General features: G+C 68.2%; 19 protein-coding genes. 11 read left to right on the top strand and 8 right to left on the bottom strand.

Translation table 11 applies throughout. The features are described from left to right. The first annotated feature begins 3 nt into the window (after positions 1-3). The 4 genes from NTM_RS22395 to ppc are packed head-to-tail and all read left to right on the top strand — an operon-like array spanning position 4 to position 5,129. Positions 4-1,215 carry a phosphoglycerate kinase gene (locus tag NTM_RS22395; RefSeq protein ID WP_163767953.1) on the top strand — a complete coding sequence of 404 codons (1,212 nt, stop codon included), beginning with the start codon at positions 4-6 and terminating at the stop codon, positions 1,213-1,215. Between the two features lie 14 nt (positions 1,216-1,229). Then, positions 1,230-2,015 (top strand): triose-phosphate isomerase, encoded by a 786-nt coding sequence (gene tpiA, locus NTM_RS22390; RefSeq protein WP_104860855.1) that lies wholly within the window; start codon positions 1,230-1,232, stop codon positions 2,013-2,015. A gap of 31 nt (positions 2,016-2,046) precedes the next feature. Continuing rightward, positions 2,047-2,283 carry a preprotein translocase subunit SecG gene (gene secG, locus NTM_RS22385; protein ID WP_011894559.1) on the top strand — a complete coding sequence of 79 codons (237 nt, stop codon included), beginning with the start codon at positions 2,047-2,049 and terminating at the stop codon, positions 2,281-2,283. Positions 2,284-2,324: 41 nt separating this feature from the next. Beyond that, positions 2,325-5,129 (top strand): phosphoenolpyruvate carboxylase, encoded by a 2,805-nt coding sequence (gene ppc, locus NTM_RS22380; protein ID WP_163767951.1) that lies wholly within the window; start codon positions 2,325-2,327, stop codon positions 5,127-5,129. Here ppc and NTM_RS22375 read toward each other — a convergent pair. After that, positions 5,126-5,497 (bottom strand): ATPase, encoded by a 372-nt coding sequence (locus NTM_RS22375; protein WP_104860857.1) that lies wholly within the window; start codon positions 5,495-5,497, stop codon positions 5,126-5,128. The genes ppc and NTM_RS22375 overlap by 4 nt on opposite strands. A gap of 53 nt (positions 5,498-5,550) precedes the next feature. Here NTM_RS22375 and NTM_RS22370 point away from each other — a divergent pair, with 53 nt between their 5' ends. From NTM_RS22370 to NTM_RS22360, 3 genes are read left to right on the top strand one after another with little or no spacing between them, the layout of a single operon-like run. Further along, on the top strand, positions 5,551-6,291 hold the full coding sequence (locus NTM_RS22370; protein ID WP_179964082.1) for a (Fe-S)-binding protein: 741 nt from the start codon (positions 5,551-5,553) through the stop codon (positions 6,289-6,291). Next, positions 6,288-7,778, top strand: a complete 1,491-nt coding sequence (locus NTM_RS22365) for a LutB/LldF family L-lactate oxidation iron-sulfur protein (protein WP_104860859.1) — start codon at positions 6,288-6,290, stop codon at positions 7,776-7,778. The genes NTM_RS22370 and NTM_RS22365 overlap by 4 nt, the downstream gene beginning before the upstream one ends. Further along, positions 7,771-8,388 (top strand): LutC/YkgG family protein, encoded by a 618-nt coding sequence (locus NTM_RS22360; RefSeq protein WP_163767948.1) that lies wholly within the window; start codon positions 7,771-7,773, stop codon positions 8,386-8,388. Before NTM_RS22365 ends, NTM_RS22360 begins: the two co-directional genes overlap by 8 nt. Positions 8,389-8,394: 6 nt before the next feature. Here NTM_RS22360 and NTM_RS22355 read toward each other — a convergent pair whose 3' ends face one another. Further along, positions 8,395-10,122: a DUF222 domain-containing protein gene (locus NTM_RS22355; protein ID WP_163767944.1), complete on the bottom strand. Its 1,728-nt coding sequence runs from the start codon at positions 10,120-10,122 to the stop codon at positions 8,395-8,397. A gap of 223 nt (positions 10,123-10,345) precedes the next feature. Between NTM_RS22355 and NTM_RS22350 the strand changes: the two genes are divergently transcribed. Continuing rightward, positions 10,346-10,747, top strand: a complete 402-nt coding sequence (locus tag NTM_RS22350; protein ID WP_104860862.1) for a DUF6632 domain-containing protein — start codon at positions 10,346-10,348, stop codon at positions 10,745-10,747. On the opposite strand, the gene pgl is transcribed toward NTM_RS22350, so the two are convergent. Genes pgl through tkt form a run of 5 tightly spaced genes read right to left on the bottom strand, consistent with a single transcriptional unit; the run spans position 10,715 to position 17,137 of the window. Then, complete coding sequence (gene pgl, locus NTM_RS22345; RefSeq protein ID WP_163767941.1) at positions 10,715-11,446, bottom strand: 6-phosphogluconolactonase; 732 nt, start codon at positions 11,444-11,446, stop codon at positions 10,715-10,717. The genes NTM_RS22350 and pgl overlap by 33 nt on opposite strands. Next, positions 11,443-12,351, bottom strand: coding sequence for a glucose-6-phosphate dehydrogenase assembly protein OpcA (opcA, locus tag NTM_RS22340; protein WP_163767938.1), 909 nt, complete (start codon positions 12,349-12,351; stop codon positions 11,443-11,445). The genes pgl and opcA overlap by 4 nt, the downstream gene beginning before the upstream one ends. A gap of 31 nt (positions 12,352-12,382) precedes the next feature. Next, a complete protein-coding gene (gene zwf / locus NTM_RS22335; RefSeq protein ID WP_232079963.1) occupies positions 12,383-13,864 on the bottom strand; it encodes a glucose-6-phosphate dehydrogenase in 1,482 nt (493 codons plus the stop codon). Positions 13,865-13,922: 58 nt separating this feature from the next. After that, a complete protein-coding gene (gene tal, locus NTM_RS22330; protein WP_104860866.1) occupies positions 13,923-15,038 on the bottom strand; it encodes a transaldolase in 1,116 nt (371 codons plus the stop codon). An 8-nt stretch (positions 15,039-15,046) separates the two neighbouring features. Beyond that, the gene (gene tkt, locus NTM_RS22325; RefSeq protein ID WP_163767934.1) at positions 15,047-17,137 is read right to left on the bottom strand and encodes a transketolase; all 2,091 of its coding nucleotides are present in this window, start codon (positions 17,135-17,137) and stop codon (positions 15,047-15,049) included. A 214-nt stretch (positions 17,138-17,351) separates the two neighbouring features. Between tkt and NTM_RS22320 the strand changes: the two genes are divergently transcribed. Genes NTM_RS22320 through NTM_RS22310 form a run of 3 tightly spaced genes read left to right on the top strand, consistent with a single transcriptional unit; the run spans position 17,352 to position 20,580 of the window. After that, a complete protein-coding gene (locus tag NTM_RS22320; RefSeq protein WP_104860868.1) occupies positions 17,352-18,293 on the top strand; it encodes a heme o synthase in 942 nt (313 codons plus the stop codon). A 2-nt stretch (positions 18,294-18,295) separates the two neighbouring features. Next, positions 18,296-19,243: a DUF1214 domain-containing protein gene (locus NTM_RS22315; RefSeq protein ID WP_163767931.1), complete on the top strand. Its 948-nt coding sequence runs from the start codon at positions 18,296-18,298 to the stop codon at positions 19,241-19,243. Between the two features lie 59 nt (positions 19,244-19,302). Beyond that, positions 19,303-20,580 (top strand): dicarboxylate/amino acid:cation symporter, encoded by a 1,278-nt coding sequence (locus tag NTM_RS22310; RefSeq protein ID WP_163767928.1) that lies wholly within the window; start codon positions 19,303-19,305, stop codon positions 20,578-20,580. A gap of 4 nt (positions 20,581-20,584) precedes the next feature. Here the strand turns inward: NTM_RS22310 and NTM_RS22305 are convergent, their stop codons facing one another. Further along, complete coding sequence (locus tag NTM_RS22305; protein WP_163767926.1) at positions 20,585-21,559, bottom strand: quinone oxidoreductase family protein; 975 nt, start codon at positions 21,557-21,559, stop codon at positions 20,585-20,587. Positions 21,560-21,566 lie beyond the last annotated feature (7 nt).

Genomic DNA, 21,566 nt, shown 5'->3' with positions numbered 1-21,566 from the left:
GCGATGGGGATCAAGTCACTCGACGACCTGTTGTCCGAGGGTGTTTCGGGCCGGGGCGTGTTGGTGCGCTCCGACCTGAACGTCCCGCTCGACGGCGGCACGATCACCGACCCGGGTCGCATCATCGCCTCGGTGCCGACGCTCAAGGCGTTGAGCGACGCCGGTGCCAAGGTCGTCGTCACCGCGCATCTCGGTCGCCCCAAAGGTGAGCCGGACCCGAAGTTCTCGCTGGCACCGGTGGCCGCTGCGCTCGGGGAGAAGCTCGGCCGGCACGTGCAGCTCGCCGGCGACGTGGTCGGCAGCGACGCGCTGGCACGCGCCGAGGGCCTGACCGACGGCGACATCCTGCTGCTGGAGAACATCCGCTTCGACCCGCGTGAGACCAGCAAGGACGACGCCGAACGGCTCAAGCTGGCCAAGGCGCTGGTAGAGCTCGTCGGCCCGGACGGTGCGTTCGTCTCGGATGGTTTCGGTGTCGTGCACCGCAAGCAGGCCTCGGTCTACGACGTCGCGACGCTGTTGCCGCACTATGCGGGCAAGCTGGTCGCCGCCGAGGTCAAGGTGCTCGAGCAGCTCACCAGCGCAGGCGAACGCCCCTACGCGGTGGTGCTCGGCGGGTCGAAGGTGTCGGACAAGCTGGCCGTCATCGAGAACCTCGCCACCAAGGCCGACAGCCTCATCATCGGCGGCGGCATGTGCTTCACCTTCCTTGCCGCCCAGGGGCTTTCGGTGGGCAGCTCGCTGCTCGAGGAGAGCATGATCGAGACCTGCCGCAAGCTGCTCGACGACTACGGCGACGTGCTGCACCTGCCCGTCGACATCGTGGTGGCCGAGAAGTTCGCCGCCGATTCGCCGGCGGATACCGTCGCGGCGGACGAGATCCCGGACGGCAAGATGGGCCTCGACATCGGCCCGGAGTCGGTGCGCCGCTTCTCCGCGCTGCTGGCCAATGCGAAGACCATCTTCTGGAACGGCCCGATGGGCGTCTTCGAGTTCCCGGCGTTCGCGGCGGGCACCAAGGGAGTCGCCGAAGCCATCATCGGTGCGACCGCCAAGGGCGCGTTCAGCGTCGTCGGCGGCGGCGACTCCGCGGCCGCGGTGCGTCAGCTCGGCCTGGCCGAGGACGGTTTCTCGCACATTTCCACCGGTGGCGGTGCGTCGCTGGAATACCTTGAGGGCAAGACCCTGCCCGGCATCGAAGTACTCGAGAACTGAAAGGCACCTCACCCGTGAGCCGTAAGCCGCTGATCGCCGGCAACTGGAAGATGAACCTGAACCACTTCGAGGCGATCGCGCTGGTTCAGAAGATCGCGTTCTCGTTGCCGGACAAGTACTTCGACCGGGTCGACGTGACGGTGATCCCGCCGTTCACCGATCTGCGCAGCGTGCAGACCCTCGTCGACGGCGACAAGCTGCGGCTCACCTACGGCGCGCAGGATCTGTCGCAGCACGATTCGGGTGCCTACACCGGCGAGATCAGCGGCGCGTTCCTGGCGAAGCTGGGCTGCACGTTCGTCGTCGTCGGGCACTCGGAGCGGCGCACCTACCACGGCGAGACCGACGAGCTGGTCGCCGCGAAGGCCCAGGCCGCGCACAAGCACGGTCTGACGCCGATCGTGTGCATCGGCGAGCAGCTCGAGGTGCGCGAGGCCGGCAACCACGTCGAGTTCAATGTGAACTCGCTGCGCGGGTCGCTGGCCGGGCTGTCGGCCGAGCAGATCGGCCAGACGGTCATCGCCTACGAGCCGGTCTGGGCGATCGGCACCGGCCGGGTGGCCAGCGCTGCCGACGCGCAGGAAGTGTGCAAGGCCATCAGGGACGAGTTGGCCAACCTCGCGTCGCCGGAGATCGCCGCCGGGGTGCGGGTGCTCTACGGCGGCTCCGTCAACGCCAAGAACGTCGGCGAAATCGTCGCCCAGGGTGACGTCGACGGCGCTCTGGTCGGTGGTGCGTCGCTCGACGGTGAGCAGTTCGCCACGCTGTCGGCGATCGCCGCGGGCGGCCCGCTGCCCTGACCCCGGGCCGACTCGTAGTAGGGTTGCGCTCATGCAATTGGCTCTGCAGATCACCCTGGTCGTGACCAGTGTCCTGGTCGTGCTCCTGGTCCTCCTGCATCGCGCCAAGGGTGGCGGTCTGTCCAGCCTGTTCGGTGGCGGCGTGCAGTCCAGCCTGTCGGGCTCGACGGTGGTCGAGAAGAACCTGGACCGGGTGACGCTCTTCGTCACCGGCATCTGGATCGTCTCGATCATCGGCATGGCGCTGTCCATCAAGTACGGCGTCTAGCTCGTTCTGCAACCCGGACGGGCAACCCGGATAATCGACCCGTGCCCCACGCTTCGGATTCGCCTGATACCACGCTGGAACCGATCGGGGCGGTGCTCCGCACCCAGGTGGGCCGGGAGGCCACCGAGCCGATGCGCGAGGACATCCGGCTACTCGGCACGATCCTCGGCGACACGGTGCGCGAGCAGAACGGCGAGGACGTGTTCGACCTCGTCGAGCGCGCCCGCGTCGAGGCCTTCCGCGTCCGGCGCTCGGAGATCGACCGGGCCGACATGGCCAAGATGTTCGACGGCGTCGACGTCCACCGGGCCATCCCGGTCATCCGCGCGTTCACCCATTTCGCGCTGCTGGCCAACGTTGCCGAGGACATCCACCGCGAACGCCGCCGTCGGATCCACGAGGCCGCGGGGGAGCCGCCGCAGGACAGCAGGCTGGCCGCGACCTACCTGAAACTCGACAAAGCCGGACTCGACGCCGACACCGTCGCCGACGCGCTGGTCGGCGCGTTGGTGTCACCGGTGATCACCGCGCATCCGACCGAGACGCGCCGGCGCACGGTCTTCGACACCCAGCACCGGATCACCGAGCTGATGCGGCTACGGCTGCACGGCCACGACACCACCCCCGACGGCCGCGACATCGAGCAGGAGCTGCGCCGCAACATCCTCACGCTGTGGCAGACCGCGCTGATCAGGTTGTCCCGGTTGAAGATCCAGGACGAGATCGAAACCGGATTGCGGTACTACGAGGCGGCGTTCTTCGAGGTGATCCCCCAGGTGAACGCCGAGGTGCGGGCCGCGCTGCAGGACCGCTGGCCCGGTGCCGGGCTGCTGGAGGAGCCCATCGTGCGTCCGGGGTCCTGGATCGGGGGCGACCGCGACGGCAACCCGAACGTGACCGCCGACGTGGTGCGGCTGGCGACCGGCAGCGCCGCCTATACGGCGTTCGCGCACTATTTCGCCGAATTCGCCGCGCTGGAACAGGAACTGTCGATGTCGGCGCGGCTGGTGCACATCACCGACGACCTCGCCGCGCTCGCGGATTCCTGCCACGAGCCCGCCCGCGCCGACGAGCCGTACCGCCGTGCGCTGCGCGTCGCACACGCACGGCTGACCGCGACCGCCGCGCAGATCCTGGACCGCCGGCCCGAGCATGAGCTCGACCTGGGCATGGAGCCGTACGCGTCCCCCGGCGAACTGCTCGACGACCTCGACGTGATCGACGAGTCGCTGCGCGCGCACGGCAGTGCGGTGCTGGCCGACGACCGGCTGGCCCGGCTGCGGGAAGCGGTGCGGGTCTTCGGTTTTCACCTGTCCGGACTGGACATGCGGCAGAACTCCGATGTGCACGAGGAAGTCGTCGCCGAACTGCTGGCGTGGGCTGGGGTGCATCCGGACTACACGTCGCTGAGCGAGGACGAACGCGTCGAGATCCTGGCGGCCGAGCTGAGCACCCGGCGGCCGCTGATCGGCGTCGACGCGGAACTGTCCGAACTGGCCCGCAAAGAACTCGACATCGTCTCCGCGGCCGCCAGGGCCGTGCACGTCTTCGGGCCGCAGGCGGTGCCGAACTACATCATCTCGATGTGCCAGTCGGTGTCCGACATGCTCGAAGCGGCCATCCTGCTCAAGGAAGCCGGCCTGCTGGACGTGTCCTCGGAGCACCCGTACGCGCCCGTGGGGATCGTGCCGCTGTTCGAGACCATCGACGACCTGCAGCGCGGTTCGTCGATTCTGGAAGCCGCGCTCGACCTTCCGCTGTACCGCCGGATGGTCTCCGCGCGCGGCGACAGCCAGGAGGTGATGCTGGGATACTCCGACTCCAACAAGGACGGCGGCTACCTGGCCGCGAACTGGGCGCTCTACCGCGCCGAGTTGGACCTGGTGGAGTCGTCCCGCAAGACCGGGATCCGGTTACGGCTGTTCCACGGGCGCGGCGGCACGGTCGGGCGTGGCGGAGGCCCGAGCTACGACGCGATCCTGGCCCAGCCGCCCGGTGCGGTGCAGGGCTCACTGCGGATCACCGAGCAGGGTGAGGTGATCGCCGCGAAGTACGCCGAGCCGAGGATCGCGCACCGCAACCTGGAGACGCTGCTGGCCGCGACGCTGGAGGCCACCCTGCTCGATATGGAGGGGCTGGGAGGGCTCGCCGACAGCGCATACGCGGTGCTCGACGACCTCGCCGCCCGTGCGCAGCGCGCGTACGGCGAACTGGTGCACGAGACACCGGGGTTCGTCGAGTACTTCAAGGCCTCGACGCCGGTCAGCGAGATCGGCGCGCTGAACATCGGCAGCCGGCCGACGTCGCGCAAACCCACCACGTCGATCTCGGACCTGCGGGCGATCCCGTGGGTGCTGGCCTGGAGCCAGTCGCGGGTGATGCTGCCGGGGTGGTACGGCACCGGGACGGCGTTCGAGGACTGGATCTCCGAGGACGAGAACCGGCTGGAGGTCCTGCAGGACCTGTACCGGCGCTGGCCCTTCTTCTCCACCGTGCTGTCGAACATGGCGCAGGTGCTGGCGAAATCGGATCTCGGCCTGGCCGCCCGCTATTCCGAGCTCGTCGAGGACGAGGACCTGCGGCGCCGGGTGTTCGACAAGATCGCCGACGAACACACCCGCACCATCCGCATGTACACGTTGATCACCGGCCAGGACGACCTGTTGGCGGACAACCCGTCGCTGGCGCGTTCGGTGTTCAACCGCTTCCCGTATCTGGAGCCGCTGAACCACCTGCAGGTGGAGCTGCTGCGGCGCTACCGGTCCGGGGACGAGGACGAACTCGTCCAGCGCGGCATCCTGCTGACGATGAGCGGGCTGGCGACCGCGCTGCGCAACTCCGGCTAAAGACCCGCCGTGCGTCGCACCCGGTCCAGCGCACCGCGGATGACCTGCTCGGTCGCGGCCAGCGGCATGATCACCGATTCTCCGACGCCGACGATGCGCTCGACCCTGGACACGATGCCCTCCATCCGGTCGACGACGGCGATCAGTCGCGGCGCGAGCTCGTTGATCTGGTTGATGGTTCCGTTGAACCGCTCCAGCGTGACGTCGAGAATCTCGGTGGAGCGGCTGAGATCCTCGAGCGTCTCGCTCAGGCTCTCGAGGATGGTGTCGACCTGCTCGACGGTGACGTCGGCGTTCAACGCCGCCTGGGCGAGCTTGCGGATCCGTTCGGGGCCGGTCCGGACGGGTCTGCCGGCTTTGTCTGCCATTCGGCCAGTATGGCCCACCAATCGGATACGGTGGTGAGGATGCGCCCATGAACATGCGGGTGGCACTGTTCGCCACCTGCTACAACGACCTGATGTGGCCGGATACCCCGAAAGCCGTTGTGCGACTGCTACACCGGCTGGGATGTCGGGTGGAGTTCCCGGTCGAGCAGACGTGCTGCGGGCAGATGTTCACCAACACCGGTTACGCGGAGGAGGCCATCCCCGCGGTGCGGAACTTCGTCGCCGCGTTCGCCGGGTACGACGCGGTCGTCGCGCCGTCGGGATCCTGCGTCGGCTCGGTACGTCACCAGCACCGCGACATTGCCGCGCGGGCCGGCTGCCGGGCGATGCAGGACGAGGTCGAGACCCTGGCACCCAACGTCTACGAGCTCTCCGAGTTCCTCGTCGACGTCCTCGGCGTCACCGACGTCGGCGCGTACTTCCCGCACCGCGTCACCTATCACCCGACGTGTCACTCACTGCGGATGCTCCGCGTCGGGGACAAGCCGCTGCAGCTGCTGCGGGCGGTGCGCGGCATCGACCTCGTCGAACTGCCCCGTGCCGACCAGTGCTGCGGTTTCGGCGGCACCTTCGCGCTCAAGAACGCCGACACCTCGGTCGCGATGGGATTCGACAAGGCCCGCGCTGCCCGCGACACCGGAGCGGAAGTGCTTGTCGCCGGCGACAACTCGTGTCTGGCGCATATCGGCGGGTTGCTGTCGCGGCAACGCAGCGGGATGCGCGTGATGCACCTAGCCGAGGTGCTGGCCTGCACCGAAGGCGGGCCGGGATGAGCGGCCATCCCCGCGTCGGGGTGACCAGGCAGTTCCTTGGGCTGCCGAAGTTCCAGGCCGCGGCCCGCGACGCGCTGGGCGACTCGGTGCTGCGGCGCAACCTCGCCCACGCCACCGGAACCATCCGGACCAAACGCGCGCGCGTCGTCGAGGAGCTCGACAACTGGGAGCAGCTGCGGCTGGCGGCCGAGGCCATCAAGGACGCCGCGCTGCACCGGCTCGACGAGCATCTGGAGTCGTTCGAGGCCAACGCGACGGGGGCCGGTGCGACGGTGCACTGGGCCCGCGATGCCGAGGAAGCCAACCGGATCGTCGTCGACCTGGTGCGCGCGGCCGACACGCGCGAGGTGGTCAAGGTCAAGTCGATGGCCACCCAGGAGATCGAGCTGAACGAGGCGCTGGCCGCCGCGGGGATCGATGCGTGGGAGACCGATCTCGCCGAGCTGATCGTGCAGCTCGGCGGCGACTGGCCGAGCCACATCCTGGTGCCCGCGATCCACCGGAACCGCGCCGAGGTGCGCGAGATCTTCCTGCGGGAGATGGCCAACGTCGGCCGCCCGGCCCCCGAGGACCTGACCGACGAGCCCCGGCGTCTGGCCGAGGCGGCGCGGCTGCATCTGCGGGAGAAGTTCCTGCGCGCACGAGTGGCGATATCGGGGGCGAACTTCGCGATCGCCGACACCGGAAGTCTGGTGGTCGTCGAGTCGGAGGGCAACGGGCGGATGTGCCTGACGCTGCCCGAGACGCTGATCTCGGTGGTGGGCATCGAGAAGGTGCTGCCGTCGTGGCGGGATCTCGAGGTGCTGATGCAGGTGCTGCCACGCAGCAGCACGGGGGAGCGGGAGAACCCCTACACGTCGATCTGGACCGGCACGGCCGACGGCGACGGACCGCAGAACGTGCACATCGTGCTCCTCGACAACGGCCGCACCCAGGTGCTCGCCGACCCGAAGGGCCGGGATGCGTTGCGCTGCATCAGATGTTCGGCATGCCTGAACGTATGCCCGGTGTACGAGCGGGCGGGCGGTCATTCCTACGGCTCGGTGTATCCGGGGCCGATCGGGGCGGTGTTGACGCCGCAGCTGCGCGGCACGTCCAGTGAGATCGACAAGTCGCTGCCGTATGCGTCGAGCCTGTGCGGGGCGTGCTTCGACGTGTGTCCCGTACGCATCGACATCCCGTCGATGCTGGTTCACCTGCGCACCCGGGTGGTGGACGAGCAGCGCGGCGGGGTGCCGTCGGGGGAACAGGCGGCGATGAAGGCGGCCGGCTGGCTGTTCGCCGATCACCGGAGGCTGGAGGGCGCCGAGAAGGCGGCGGGTCTCGGCGGGAAAGTGCTGCGCAGCAAGTTGTTCGGCAGCAAGGACGCGCTGCGGTCGTTGCCGTGGCCGGCCAGCGGATGGTCGCAGGCGCGGGATGCGCCCGTGCCGCCCACCGAGTCGTTCCGGACGTGGTGGGAGCGGACCGACGGAGGCGCCGATGAATGAGGCGCGCGAGCAGATCCTCGGGCGGATCCGGTCCGCGTTGCACGACCGTCCCGAGGTTCCGGAGGTGCCGTGGGAGTACGGCCGCGTCGTCGGGACCGGTGATCTCGGTCTGGTGGAGCGGTTCATCGAAAGGGTGGCGGATTATCGGGCCCAGGTGGAACGGGTCGACGACGTCGGGGCGGCCATCGCGTCGGCGTTGAAGGGTTTCGCGCGGGTGGTCGCCGAGGACGGCGTGATCGAGTCGTGGCCGGACAGCGCTGCCTGGGTCCGCGACGACGGGTTGTCCGCCGCGGAACTGGATGCCATCGACGCGGTCGTGACGACCGCGTCGGTCGGTATCGCCAACACCGGAACGATCGTGTTGTCGCATGGACCGGGGCAGGGGCGTCGGGCGCTGAGCCTGGTGCCGGATGTGCACGTGTGCGTGGTGCGGGTGGATCAGATCGTCGACGACGTTCCCGGTGCCGTCGCGCGGTTGATCGAGTCGGGGCTGCACACCCGCCCGCTGACGTGGATCAGCGGGCCGAGCGCCACCAGCGACATCGAGCTCGATCGTGTCGAGGGAGTGCACGGGCCGAGGACGTTGCACGTGCTCGTCGTCGACGTCTGACCTATATCAGAACGGTGGTGGGTCGTTGCCGTAGTCGGATTTGCCTTCCCCGCCGGTGAATTCGTCGCGATCGTGGTCGCGCGGCGGCGCGGCCCGGTTCTCGGCGGCTGCTTCGGCCGCGCGGATTTCGGCGTTGCGTTTGCGTTCGGCGGTGATGTGGGCGGCGCGGCTTTGTGCGCGCGTGCGTGTCCGGCGAGGCATCATGGCCCCGCGGTTGGCGCTCATCGGTACTTCGGGCGGGTCGCCGGTCCACAACGATGCCGTCGGTCTGCACAAGACCGGGAACAGCAGTCGGCTGGCGGGGTGGGTGGTGTAGGTGTGGCCGGTGGGGCTGGTCCATTCGATGGTGCCGTCGGGGTGTTGGCGATCGCGCCAGCCGTTGGGGCCGGTCCAGAACGTTTTCAGCAAATGATGAAAACGGCACAGTGCCTTGAGGTTTGACGGATGGGTGGGCCCGATGGGGTGTGGGACGGTGTGGTCGATGTCGGCGGTGGTGGCGGGTTTGTCGCAGCCGGGGAAGCGGCAGGTGAGGTCGCGGCACCTAATGAACGCGGCCAGCGCTGCCGACGGGGCGTAGCCGGGTTCGGGTGCGGCCTGTCCGGGGTGGATGACCTCGCGGATGGTGGCGTCGGCGAGCAGCGCGTCGAACAACGGTGTGGGCATGAACCCGGAACCGAAGACGTAGGCCGAGCGCCCCGGGATCAGCGCCGACGCGCCTGGCCGAGGCTTGGGTGCCGGCGCTGCTTCGGATTTGGGCTCGGGTTCGGTGGCCTCGGGTGCGGTGGGGTCGGGCTGCGGCTCGTCACCCTCGTCGTCCCGCACGTCGGGGGTCTCGTCGGACTGGCACTTGTTGGACTCGAATGCAGCGGAGTCGTTGTCGGCGGTATCGCTGCTGGGGGGCTCTGCGGTTGCGGTGGTGTGGTCGGTGAGGGCGTAGACGATGATTTCGCGGAGGGGGCGGGGGTTGGTGGCGGCGTCGCAGTCGGTGTTGCCGCACAGGCAGGCAAGGACGGGGTTGGCGGTGAGCAGGGCGTGGAGGGCGTCGTTGCGGCGGTCGTCGAGGCTGCGGGGGTCGTTGTCGCAGACGCTGTAGGCAACGGCGATCAGGGTGTGTTCGGCGGCGGCAGCGTCGCAGTCGAACATGCGCGCCCACAGCGTGGTGAATCCGGGGGCGTCGGCGGGGTTGCCGAATTCCACCGCGCGACCGGTGTTGGGGTCGGGGGGTTGGCGTACCGCGTCGGGGTCGTGGCGTTTGACGATCGCATCGATTTCGGCCTCGGTCTTCTTCGCCGACAGCGGTCCCCATCCCAGGATCTGGTCGGCGAGCTCGGCATCGACGGCGGCGATCAACTCCTCGTCGGTGATCAGGTCGGTGCGGGTGATGATGGTGCGCACCAGCAACTCGCTGATCAGCCCGTCGAGAAACAGCGCCCCCACGCGTGGGAGTCGGTCGCGCAGCACGACGCCGCGGTAGGTCTGGTGTAGCGCCAGGCCTTGGGTGATGTGGTGGGCGGCGGCGATTTCTGCGGTGACTGCGGCGGCGGGGTCGACCCACCAGTCCAGCCGGTCGTGGGGGGCCAGGCGGGTGCGTCGGTCGAACAGCTCGGCCATTACCGCCAGCTTGCGCGCGCATGCACGGTTCTCTGCCCGGGTGGTGGTCCAGGCTGCGTCGACGAGATCGGCATCGGCCAGCCCGGGCAGATCCCGGGGCTCGGGAGCTGATTCATCGAACATATGTGCGAGTCTACTGAGTTCGTCGGCGGAGGTGGTGCAGATCGTGCTCGGCTGGGGATCAATTCGGCTTTGTGGATAACTCGGTGGGTGGGGCAGTCTCGGCGGACTGGCGTGGTACTGCCGGGTCGCGTTGGCGGACGCGTTCTCGGGCCCGCTTGTAAGGCCACCTCCCGCCAGGCGGTGGCCTTACTCTGTCTCAAGGACCCTCGTTCTGGAGTGCGCTATGACAGCGACGACAAGTTACCGGCTTCTGCGCATCGCGCTCGTGGTCTTCGGTGCGGTGATGCTGCTGCTCTACCCGCTGGCGCTGGTCTGGCCCTCGGGTTGGGCGTGGCACCACGGCGCGCCGCAGGACTCCCAGTACTTCATGATGATCGTCGGCATCTACGCAGTGCTGGGTGCCTGCCTGTGCAACGCGGCCCGCCGACCCGAGGAAAACGCCAGCCTGATCTGGTTCACGGTGTGGTCCAGCGTCGTACACGCCGCGATCATGGCGGTGCAGTCGCTGGACGGCCATCACCGCGGACACCTCTGGGGGGACGTCCCGGCGCTACTGCTCGCGGCGGTGACGCTGGCAGTCCTGGCGCGTAAGTCAGAGCTTCGAGGCCGCCGCTTCGTCGAGTAGCCACACCGTCGCCTCGCGGCCCACCGCGCCCGCGGCGGGGATGTCCACCGGCTGGGCACCGCCGAGCGCGGCCGCGACCGCCTCGGCCTTCCCCTCGCCGGACACCACCAGCCACACCTCACGCGACCGCTGAACGGCGGGCAGCGTCAACGTGATCCGGCGCGGCGGTGGCTTCGGGGAGTCCGTCACCCCGACGACGAAACGCTCCGTCTCCTTCACCGCGTCGGTGTCGGGGAACAGCGAATTCACGTGTCCCTCCGGCCCCATGCCCAGCAGGTGGACGTCGAATTCGGGCGTCGGATCCGGTCCCGCTTCGGCGAGCACCTGGGAGTACGCCTCGGCGGCCGCGTCGAGTGCATCACCGAACTCGCCGTCACTCGGCGCGATCGCGTGCACGTTCACGTCCGGGATGTCGATGTGGTCGAGAAGCGCCTCGCGGGCCTGCTTCTCGTTGCGCTCATCGTCGTCGGCCGGAACGAAACGTTCGTCGCCCCAGTAGATGTGCACCTTCGACCAGTCGATCTCGTCGCTGCGTTCGCCGACTCGCTTCAGCAGGCCGATCCCGGTGCCGCCACCGGTCAGCACGACGGTCGCCGCGCCCCGCGCCGCGATCGCGGATTTGATCGTCTCGACCAGTCGGTCACCCGTGGCCGCAACCAAAGTGGCAGTGTCCGAATAGGTTTCGACGGTCGCCGTCATCGATACACCACTTTCTCGATCCCCGTCAGCGCTTCGCGATAGATCTCGTCGGCATCGAGCCGCCGCAATTCCTCAGCCAGGCAGTCCGGGACGTCCCGGCGCGCCAGCGGTACCAAAGCCACCGGCCGCGACGTGCGGCTCAGGGTCGCGGTCAGGCCGTCCTGCGGACGGCTCAGGGTGATCATCTCGCTGGCGCGGTGCAACTCCACCTTCAACGTGCCGACCGCGCGGATCACCTCACCGTCGATCCGGCTGGCCAGCCAGCCGGCCATGATGTCCAGCGCCGGTTCGGATTTCAGACCCGATACGACGGCCTTCTCGATCGGCTCGTGCGGCGGCTCGTCGATCGCCGAGGCCAGCAGCGCCCGCCAGTACGTCACGCGGCTCCATGCGATGTCGGTGTCACCAGGGGCATAACCGGGCAGCCGACTCTTGATCGCCTCCAGCGGGTCCTCGGCCAGGGTGGCGTCGGTGATCCGGCGGATCGCCAACCTGCCCAACGGATCCTCCGACGGCACCGGCGGTGCGGTGGCCGGCCACCATGCCACCACCGGGGTGTCGGGCAGCAGGAAGGGCAGCACCACGCTGTCGGCGTGGTCGGCCAACTCGCCGGACAGGCGCAGCACCACGACTTCACCGGCGCCTGCGTCGCGGCCGACGCGCAGTTCGGCGTCCAGGCGCGGCGCTGCCGAGCGGTCGCCTGCCAGCGCGACGATCACCCGGCACGGATGCTCGCGGCTGGCGAAGTTCGCCGCCTCGATCGCGTTCTCCAGCGTCTCCTCGCAGTCGGGGGTGATGACCAGCGTCAAAACCCGGCCCAGCGTGAGCGCGCCACCCTCTTCGCGAATGCCGATGATCTTCTTGTTGATCTCGGTGGTGGTGGTGTCGGAGAGCTCGACGATCATCGGGGACCTCGGTTCCTCGCGCAAGCGCTCGTCACGGCCGCCTCCATTCCCGGTCCAGCCTGCGCACCATCTCGTTCGCCGACGGCGGACCCCACGTACCGGACTCGTACGGGTCCGGCTTTCCGTGTGCCGCCCAGTTCTCCAGCACCGGATCCAGGATCTCCCAGGACAATTCGACCTCGGCATTGACCGGGAACAGCGAGGGCTCCCCGAGCAGCACATCGAGGATCAGCCGCTCATAGGCCTCGGGGGAGTCCTCGGCGAACGCCGAGCCGTACGAGAAGTCCATGTTCACGTCCCGGACCTCCATCGCGCTGCCCGGCACCTTGGAACCGAAGCGCATCGTGATGCCCTCGTCGGGCTGGATGCGCAGCACCAGCGCGTTCTTGCCGAGTTCCTCGGTCATGGTCGCGTCGAACGGCAGATGCGGTGCCCGTTTGAACACCAGGGCCACCTCGGTGACCCTGCGCGCCAGGCGCTTTCCGGTGCGCAGAAAGAACGGCACACCCGCCCAGCGCCGGGTGTCGACCTCCAGGGTGATCGCGGCGTACGTCTCGGTGACCGAGTCGGCCGCGAATCCCTCCTCCTCCAGCAGGCCCGGAACCCGCTCACTGCCCTGCCAGCCCGCGGCATACTGGCCGCGTGCGGTGGTCTCGTCCAGCGGGCCGAGCGGACGCGTTGCACCGAGCACCTTGATCTTCTCGGCCTGTAGCTCGTGCGGGCTGAAGTTGACCGGCTCCTCCATCGCGGTCAGCGCCAGCAATTGGATCAGGTGGTTCTGGATGACGTCGCGTGCGGCGCCGATGCCGTCGTAATAGCCTGCGCGGCCACCCAATCCGATGTCCTCGGCCATCGTGATCTGGACGTGGTCGACATAGTGCGAGTTCCAGATCGGTTCGTAGAGTTCGTTGGCGAACCGCAGCGCCAGGATGTTCTGCACAGTCTCCTTGCCGAGGTAGTGGTCGATGCGGAACACCGACTCCTCGGGAAAGACGCTGTTGACCACCGCGTTGAGCTCACGCGCGCTCTTGAGATCGTGCCCGAACGGCTTCTCGATGACGACCCGGCTCCAGCTGCCGTTCTTCGGCCGGGCCAGTCCCGACTTCTGCAACTGTTCGCACACCACCGGGAAGGCGTTCGGCGGGATCGACAGATAGAACGCGTGATTGCCGCCCGTGCCGCGCTCGACGTCGAGCGTGTCCAACGTCTCGGCCAGCTGCGCGAAGCCCGCCTCGTCGTCGAACGTGCCCTGGACGAACCGGAAGCCCTCGGCGAGGCGGTCCCACACCTCCTGTCGAAACGGTGTGCGCGCGTGCTGTTTGACCGCGTCGTAGACCACCTGGCTGAAATCCTCGTCGGCCCAGTCCCGGCGCGCGAATCCGACCAGGGCGAACGACGGCGGCAGCAGCCCCCTGTTGGCCAGGTCGTAGATCGCCGGCATAAGCTTCTTGCGGGCAAGATCCCCGGTCACCCCGAAGATGATGACGCTGCACGGGCCCGCCACCCGGGGCATGCGCTTGTCACGCTTGTCCCGCAACGGGTTACGCCAGAGCTCGGCCACGGCTACCCGGTCACTTCTTCTCGTCGAGTTGACCCTGTGTGGCCTCCAGCAGTTCCTGCCAGGATTTCTCGAACTTCTCGACGCCCTCGTTCTCCAGCACAAGGAACACGTCGGTGATGTCGATGCCGATCGCGGAGAGTTTGTCGAAGATCTCCTGGGACTCGGCGCCGCGGCCGGTGACGGTGTCACCGGTGACGGTCCCGTGGTCGGCGACCGCGTCGAGGGTCTTCTCCGGCATGGTGTTCACCGTGTTCGGGGCGACGAGCTCGGTGACGTACAGCGTGTCGGAGTAGTCCGGGTTCTTCACCCCGGTCGACGCCCACAGCGGACGCTGAACCCGGGCGCCGGCGTCCTTGAGCGGAGCGAAGCGCTCCCCGCCGAGGAAGATCTCCTCGTAGGCGGCGTACGCCAGCCGGGCGTTGGCCACGCCCGCCTTGCCGCGCAGCGCGAGCGCGTCCTCGGAGCCGATCTTCTCCAGCCGGTTGTCGATCTCGGTGTCCACCCGGGACACGAAGAAGGATGCGACGGAATGGATCCGGGACAGGTCGTGGCCCGCCTCCTTGGCTTTCTCCAGGCCGGCGAGGTAGGCGTCCATCACCGCCCGGTAGCGCTCGACGGAGAAGATCAGGGTCACGTTGACCGAGATGCCCTCGGCGAGCACCGCGGTGATCGCCGGCAGGCCTGCTTCGGTCGCCGGGATCTTGATCAGCAGGTTCGGGCGGTCGACGATCTTCCACAGCTCGATGGCCTGCAGGATCGTCTTGTCGGTGTCGTGGGCCAGCCGCGGATCGACCTCGATGGACACCCGGCCGTCCACACCGTCGGACAGTTCGTACTGCTTGGCCAGCACGTCGCAGGCGTTGCGGACGTCGTCGGTGGTCACGGTGCGGATGGTCGCGTCCACGTCGGCGCCGCGCTCGGCGAGCTCCTTGACCTGCGCGTCGTAGGCGTTCCCCTTGGACAGGGCGGCCTGGAAGATCGACGGGTTGGTCGTCACGCCGACGATCGACTTGGTGTCGATCAGCTCCTGCAGGTTGCCGGTCTGCAGCCGCTCACGGGACAGGTCGTCGAGCCACACCGATACGCCGGCCTCGGACAGTGCTGCCAGATTCGGGTTCTGGGTCATGTCGTTCCTCAATTCTGAATCGTGCGTTCCGCTGCGGCCGCCACTGCCTCAGGGGTGAAACCGAATTCACGGAACAGGGTCTTGTCGTCGGCGGATTCGCCGTAGTGCTCGATCGAGATGATCTCGCCGGTGTCGCCGACGAGCTTGTACCAGCTCTGCGCGACCGCCGCCTCGACCGCGACGCGCGCCGACACGTTCGGCGGAAGGACGCTGTCGCGGTACTCCTTCGGCTGCGACTCGAACCACTCGACACACGGCATCGACACCACCGCGGCGGTGATCTCCTTGTCCGCCAGCAACTTCTTGGCCTCCACGGCAAGCTGCAGCTCGGAGCCGGTCGCGATCAGGATCACGTCGGCCCCGGTGGCGTCCCCGCCGCCGAGGACGTAGCCGCCGCGGCTGACACCTTCGGCGTCGGTGCCGTCGAGCACCGGGACCGCCTGCCGGGTCAGGATGAAACCGACCGGGCCGCTGCCGTTTCCGCGCGCGAGGATGCTGCGCCACGCGTACGCCGTCTCGTTCGGGTCGCCGGGGCGCACCACCGACAGATTCGGGATCGCGCGCAGCGCGGCGAGGTGCTCGATCGGCTGGTGGGTCGGGCCGTCCTCACCGAGACCGATCGAATCGTGGGTCCAGATGTAGATCGTGTCGATGTCCATCAGCGACGCCAGCCGCACCGCGGGCCGCATGTAATCCGAGAACTGCAGGAAGGTTCCGCCGAACGCGCGGGTCGGGCCGTGCAGCACGATGCCGGACAGGATCGAGCCCATCGCGTGCTCGCGGATACCGAAGTGCAGCACCCGGCCGTACCAGTCGGCGGTGAAGTCGTCGGTCGAGATCGACGGCGGGCCAAACGATTTGACACCCTTGATGGTGGTGTTGTTGCTGCCCGCCAGGTCCGCCGAACCACCCCACAGCTCGGGCAGCTTCGGCGCGACGTCGTTGAGTACCTGGCCGAACGCGGCGCGGGTGGCGACGCCCTTGGAGCCGGGCTCCCAGTACGTCAGGTCCGAATCCCACCCCTCGGGCAGTTCCTGGGCGGTCAGCCGGTCGAGCAGCTTCTTGCGCTCGGGCTCGCGCTGGGCCCATGCGTCGAAGTCCTGCTGCCACGCGTCGTGGGCCTCCTTGCCGCGCGCCACCAGTCCCCGGGTGTGGGTGATGACGTCCTCGCTGACCTCGAAGGTCTTGTCGGGGTCGAAACCGAGGATCTTCTTGGTCGCCGCGACCTCGTCGTCGCCGAGCGCCGAACCGTGCACGCCGCCGGTGTTCATCTTGTTCGGCGCCGGGTAGCCGATGATCGTGCGCAGCGAGATCAGCGACGGCTTGTTGGTGACGGCTTTTGCCGCCTGCACTGCTTCTTCTATGCCGACCACGTTCTCGCCGCCCTCGACCTCCTGGACATGCCAGCCGTAGGCGCGGTAGCGCGCGGCGACGTCCTCGCTCAGTGCGATGTCGGTGTCGTGCTCGATCGAGATGTGGTTCTTGTCGTAGAAGACGATCAGGTTGCCCAGCTGCTGGGTGCCCGCCAGCGACGACGCCTCGCTGGTGACGCCTTCTTCGATGTCGCCGTCGGAGGCGATCACGTAGATGTAGTGATCGAACGGGCTCTCGCCGGGGGCGGCGTCGGGGTCGAACAGGCCGCGCTCGTAGCGGGCCGCCATCGCCATACCGACCGCCGAGGCCAGGCCCTGTCCGAGCGGGCCGGTGGTGATCTCCACACCCGGGGTGTGGCGGAACTCGGGGTGGCCGGGCGTCTTGGACTTGAAGGTCCGCAGCGCCTCGATGTCGGACAGCTCGAGACCGAAGCCGCCGAGGTAGAGCTGGATGTACAGCGTCAGGCTGGAGTGTCCGCACGACAGGATGAAGCGGTCCCGGCCGAGCCAGTGCACATCGCTGGGGTCGTGGCGCATCTGGCGCTGGAACAGGGTGTAGGCCAGCGGGGCGAGGCTCATCGCGGTGCCCGGATGCCCGTTGCCGACCTTCTGCACCGCGTCGGCTGCCAGCACACGCACCGTGTCGACAGCGCGCGAATCCAGATCGGTCCAGTCGTCCGGATGGTTGGGCCGGGTGAGGGAATTGATCTCTTCGATCGTGGTCACGACGAGCGCTCCTATGTTCAGCGGGCAGTGTTGTTCCGACTGTCGATCCGCATGGACCACCCTAGTGGTGAACGGGCAGCCGATGCAGTTGTCATCCCGAGAAGCGGCTGCGAATCGACCCTGCAATTTCGGACAACGACCGTAGCGGTCTACCATCCTCTGTAGTAGATGGTCGTCTGGGCGTTGCCCGAGGTGTTGCTGAGGAGTTGGTTGCGTGAGGATCCGCGAAGGCAGCCTCGTCAACGACTCCGTCGACGGGCCGATCCGCTTCCGCGACCGTGTCCTCGGTTACATCGGGCTGACCAAGCCCCGCGTCATCGAGCTTCTGCTCGTCACCACGATCCCGGCGATGCTGCTCGCCAACCGTGGCACCGTCGACCCGCTGCTGATCCTCAACACCCTCGTCGGTGGATTGCTGGCCGCCGCGGGCGCCAACACCCTGAACTGCGTCGCCGACGCCGACATCGACAAGAAGATGAAGCGCACCGAGCGCCGGGCGCTGGCTCGGGCCACCGTGCCGCGCAGCCACGCGCTGGTCTTCGGTCTGGCGCTGTCGGTCGGGTCGTTCTTCTGGCTGTGGTGGACCACCAACATGCTCTCGGCGCACCTGGCCGGCGCCACCATCGCGTTCTACGTGCTCGTCTACACCCTGCTGCTCAAGCGCCGCACCTCGCAGAACGTGGTGTGGGGCGGCGCGGCAGGCTGCATGCCGGTGATGATCGGCTGGTCGGCGGTCACCGGCACGATCCAGTGGCCCGCGCTGGTGATGTTCCTGATCATCTTCTTCTGGACGCCGCCGCACACCTGGGCGCTGGCGATGCGCTACAAGGAGGACTACGAGGCGGCCGGTGTCCCGATGCTGCCCGTCGTGGCCACCGAGCAGCGCGTCACCAAGCACATCCTGGTGTACACCTGGCTCACCGTGGCCGCGACGCTGGCGCTGGCGCTGACCACCGGCTGGCTGTACGCCTCGGTCGCGATCCTGGCCGGCACCTGGTTCCTGGTGATGGCCCACCAGCTCTACGCCGGCGTCAAGCGCGGCGAGGCGGTCAAGCCGCTGCGGCTGTTCCTGCAGTCCAACAACTACCTGGCCGTCGTGTTCTGTGCGCTTGCGGTCGACTCGGCGCTGGCGCTGCCCACCCTGCTGCACGTCTGAGCGTGACCGTGCGCGTCACCCCGGACAACTTCATCCGGGCCGAATCCGATCTGTACTTCGGCAACGTCGTGCGCGACGGGGCGCTCGGGTCCTTCACCCACTACCGCGATTTCGGCCCGCTGGACAACCAGCTGGTCGTGCGCCAGAACCGCGACACCCTGTACTCGACCGGCGTCTTCGATCTCGACGCCGGACCGGTGACCGTCACGCTGCCCGACGCCGGTGACCGGTTCCTGGCGCTGCAGGTGATCACCGAGGACCACTACGTGCCCGCCGTGATCTATGACCGCGGCGTCCACACCTTCGACCGGGCCGGCATCGGCACCCGGTACGTGATGCTCGCGTTGCGCATCCTCGTCGACCCGAACGACGCCGAGGATCTGGCCGCCGTGCACGCCCTGCAGGACGCGGTCGCCGTCGACCAGGATTCGGCCGGCGTGTTCGAGGTGCCGGACTGGGACCCGGTAAGCCAGAAGCAGGTGCGCGATCCGCTGGTGGCGCTGTTCGCGACGTTGCCCGACACCCGCGGCATGTTTGGTGCCGAGGGTCAGGTCGACCCGGTGCGCAGGCTGATCGGCGCGGCCGCCGCGTGGGGTGGCAACCCCGAGCGCGACGCGCTGTATCTGACCGTCAGCCCGGCTGCCAACGACGGTGACACGGTGCACCGGTTGACCGTTCGCGACGTCCCGGTCGACGGATTCTGGTCCATCACCGTCTACAACGCCGACGGTTACTTCACCGCGAACCCGGCCGACGCGTACTCGGTCAACAGCGTGACCGCCGCCAGGGACGCCGACGGTGCGGTCACCGTGCAGTTCGGCGGTGACCCGGACGGGGTCGCGAACCACCTTCCCGTCACCCCGGGCTGGAACTACCTGGTGCGGCTGTACCGGCCGCGGCCGCAGATCCTCGACGGATCCTGGACGTTCCCGGAGGCGCAGCGGGCTTAACAGGGGTGAAACGGTTCGGGCATCCGCCGGTAGCGGGCCCGATCTACGGTCGGGCAGCTATGACCAGAACCCTGAAACACCCCGCACTGCAGATCGGTGTCGCCGCGATCGCCGGCATCGTGTTCGGTCTCGTCGTCGGCGACTGGGCCGCGAATGTGAAGTTCATCGGCGACATGTTCATCCGGCTGATCCAGATGTCGATCGTGCCGCTGGTGATGGCGTCGGTGATCGTCGCGACCGGATCGATGACGGGCGCCGGTACCGGGCGCATCGCGGTGCGCACGTTCTCGTGGATGCTGGGGTTCTCGGCGGTCGCGGCCGTCCTGGCGTGGGGACTGAGCACGCTGCTGCGCCCGGGGGCGGGCATCGTGTTCGACGGAGGAGTGGACGCCGACCTGCAGGATTCGGCGGCCGAGGCCCTCGGCTGGCAGGACACGCTACGAAACTTCATTTCCACCAACATCTTCGACGCGATGTCCACGGCGACGATGGTGCCGATCATCGTGTTCTCGTTGTTGTTCGGGGTCGCGTTGCGCACCCAGATCGCCAAGACCGGCGATGACCGGGTGCTGACGTTCATCGACCAGATCCAGCAGATCGTGCTGACGATGATCCGGCTGGTCATGTACGTCGCGCCGATCGGTGTCTTCTGCCTGCTTGCGGCGCTGGCCGGCGACGTGGGCTTCTCGGTGGTGACGACCGCGCTGAAGTACCTCGGGACGACGCTGCTCGGCGTGCTGATCCTGTTCGCGGCGTTCGTCGTCGTGGTCACCGCGCGCACCAGGCTCAACCCGCGGCTGCTGCCCGGCAAGCTGGCCGAGCAGACCGCCATCGCTGTCACGACGACGAGCTCGGCGGTCACCTTTCCGACCGTGCTGAAGAGCGCGATCGAGAAGGTCGGGATCAGCCAGAAGGTCGCGAACTTCACGCTGTCGATCGGGCTGACGATGGGCTCGTACGGTGCCGTGCTGAACTACATGATCGTCGTGATGTTCCTCGCGCAGGCTGGTGGCATCGAGTTGAGCTTCGGGCAGATCGCGCTCGGGATGGGGTTGGCGATCCTGCTCAACATGGGCACCATCACGGTGCCCGGCGGTTTCCCGGTGGTGGCGATGTTCCTGGCCACCACGCTGGGCCTGCCGTTCGAGGCGGTCGGTCTGCTGATCGCCGTCGACTGGTTCGCCGGGATCTTCCGGACCTTCCTCAACGTCAACGGCGACACCTTCGTCGCGATGCTGGTCGCCGATGCCGACGACGAGATCGATCGCGACGTCTACAACGGGCACAAGACCGTGACCGCCGACGAGGTCGACCTGGTCTCGGCCGACGCCGACTAGCGCACTAGGGGACCAGCACCACCGAGCCGACGGTCTTGCGGCCCTGCAGGTCGCGGTGCGCCTGCTCCGCGTCGCGCAGCGGATATTGGTGGCTCACCGTCACGTCGAGGGTTCCGTCGGCGATCGCGGTCAGCAGTTCGCCTGCCCGCCAAGAGAATTCATCTGGCGTGCGGGTGTGGTGGGCGAGGTTGGGCCGGGTCAGGAACACCGAGCCGGCCGCATTGAGGCGTTGCGGGTCGACCGGCGGGACAGGTCCGCTGGCCGCGCCGAACAACGCGAGGGTGCCGCGCACGGCGAGGCTGGCCAGGCTCGCCTCGAAGGTCGACGCACCGACCCCGTCATAGACGGCGGCCACCCCGTCGCCGTCGGTCAGCTCGCGGATCCGGCCCCCGAAGGCCTGCGGATCGTCCGGATAGTCGAGCACCTCGACCGCGCCGGCCCGCCGCGACAGCTCGGCCTTGTCCGGGGTCGAGACGGTGGTGATCACCGAGGCCGCCAGGCTGGTGGCCCACTGCGTCAGGATCAGGCCGACTCCGCCCGCACCGGCGTGCACCAGCAGCGCATCGCCCTGCTGCACCGGGTACGTCGACTTGATCAAGTAGTGCGCCGTCATGCCCTTCAGCAGCGCCGACGCGGCCACCTCGGGGGCGACGCCGTCGGGCACGTAGGCGACGAAGTCGGCAGGCGCCAGGGAGTATTCGGCGTACGCGCCGAGTGACTGCGTGGTGACGACGCGGTCACCGACGTTGAGGGCAGCGACATCTTCGCCGACCTCCTCGATGGTGCCGCACACCTCGGCGCCGACCACGAACGGCGTCTCCCGCGGATACAACCCCGACCGGAAATACGTGTCGATGAAGTTCACGCCGATCGCTTCCGCCCGGATGAGGACCTGGCCCGGGCCCGGGGTCGGGCGTTCCTTCTCGACGTGGGACAGGACTTCGGGACCGCCGACCTCGACGACTTCGATCGCGTACATAGTGACC

The sequence above is a fragment of the Mycolicibacterium parafortuitum genome (assembly GCF_010725485.1).
In the GTDB taxonomy this organism is placed as follows: Bacteria; Actinomycetota; Actinomycetes; order Mycobacteriales; family Mycobacteriaceae; genus Mycobacterium.
The sequence above is the reverse complement of the archived record's forward strand: the minus strand, read 5'-3'. Positions and strand labels throughout refer to the sequence as shown.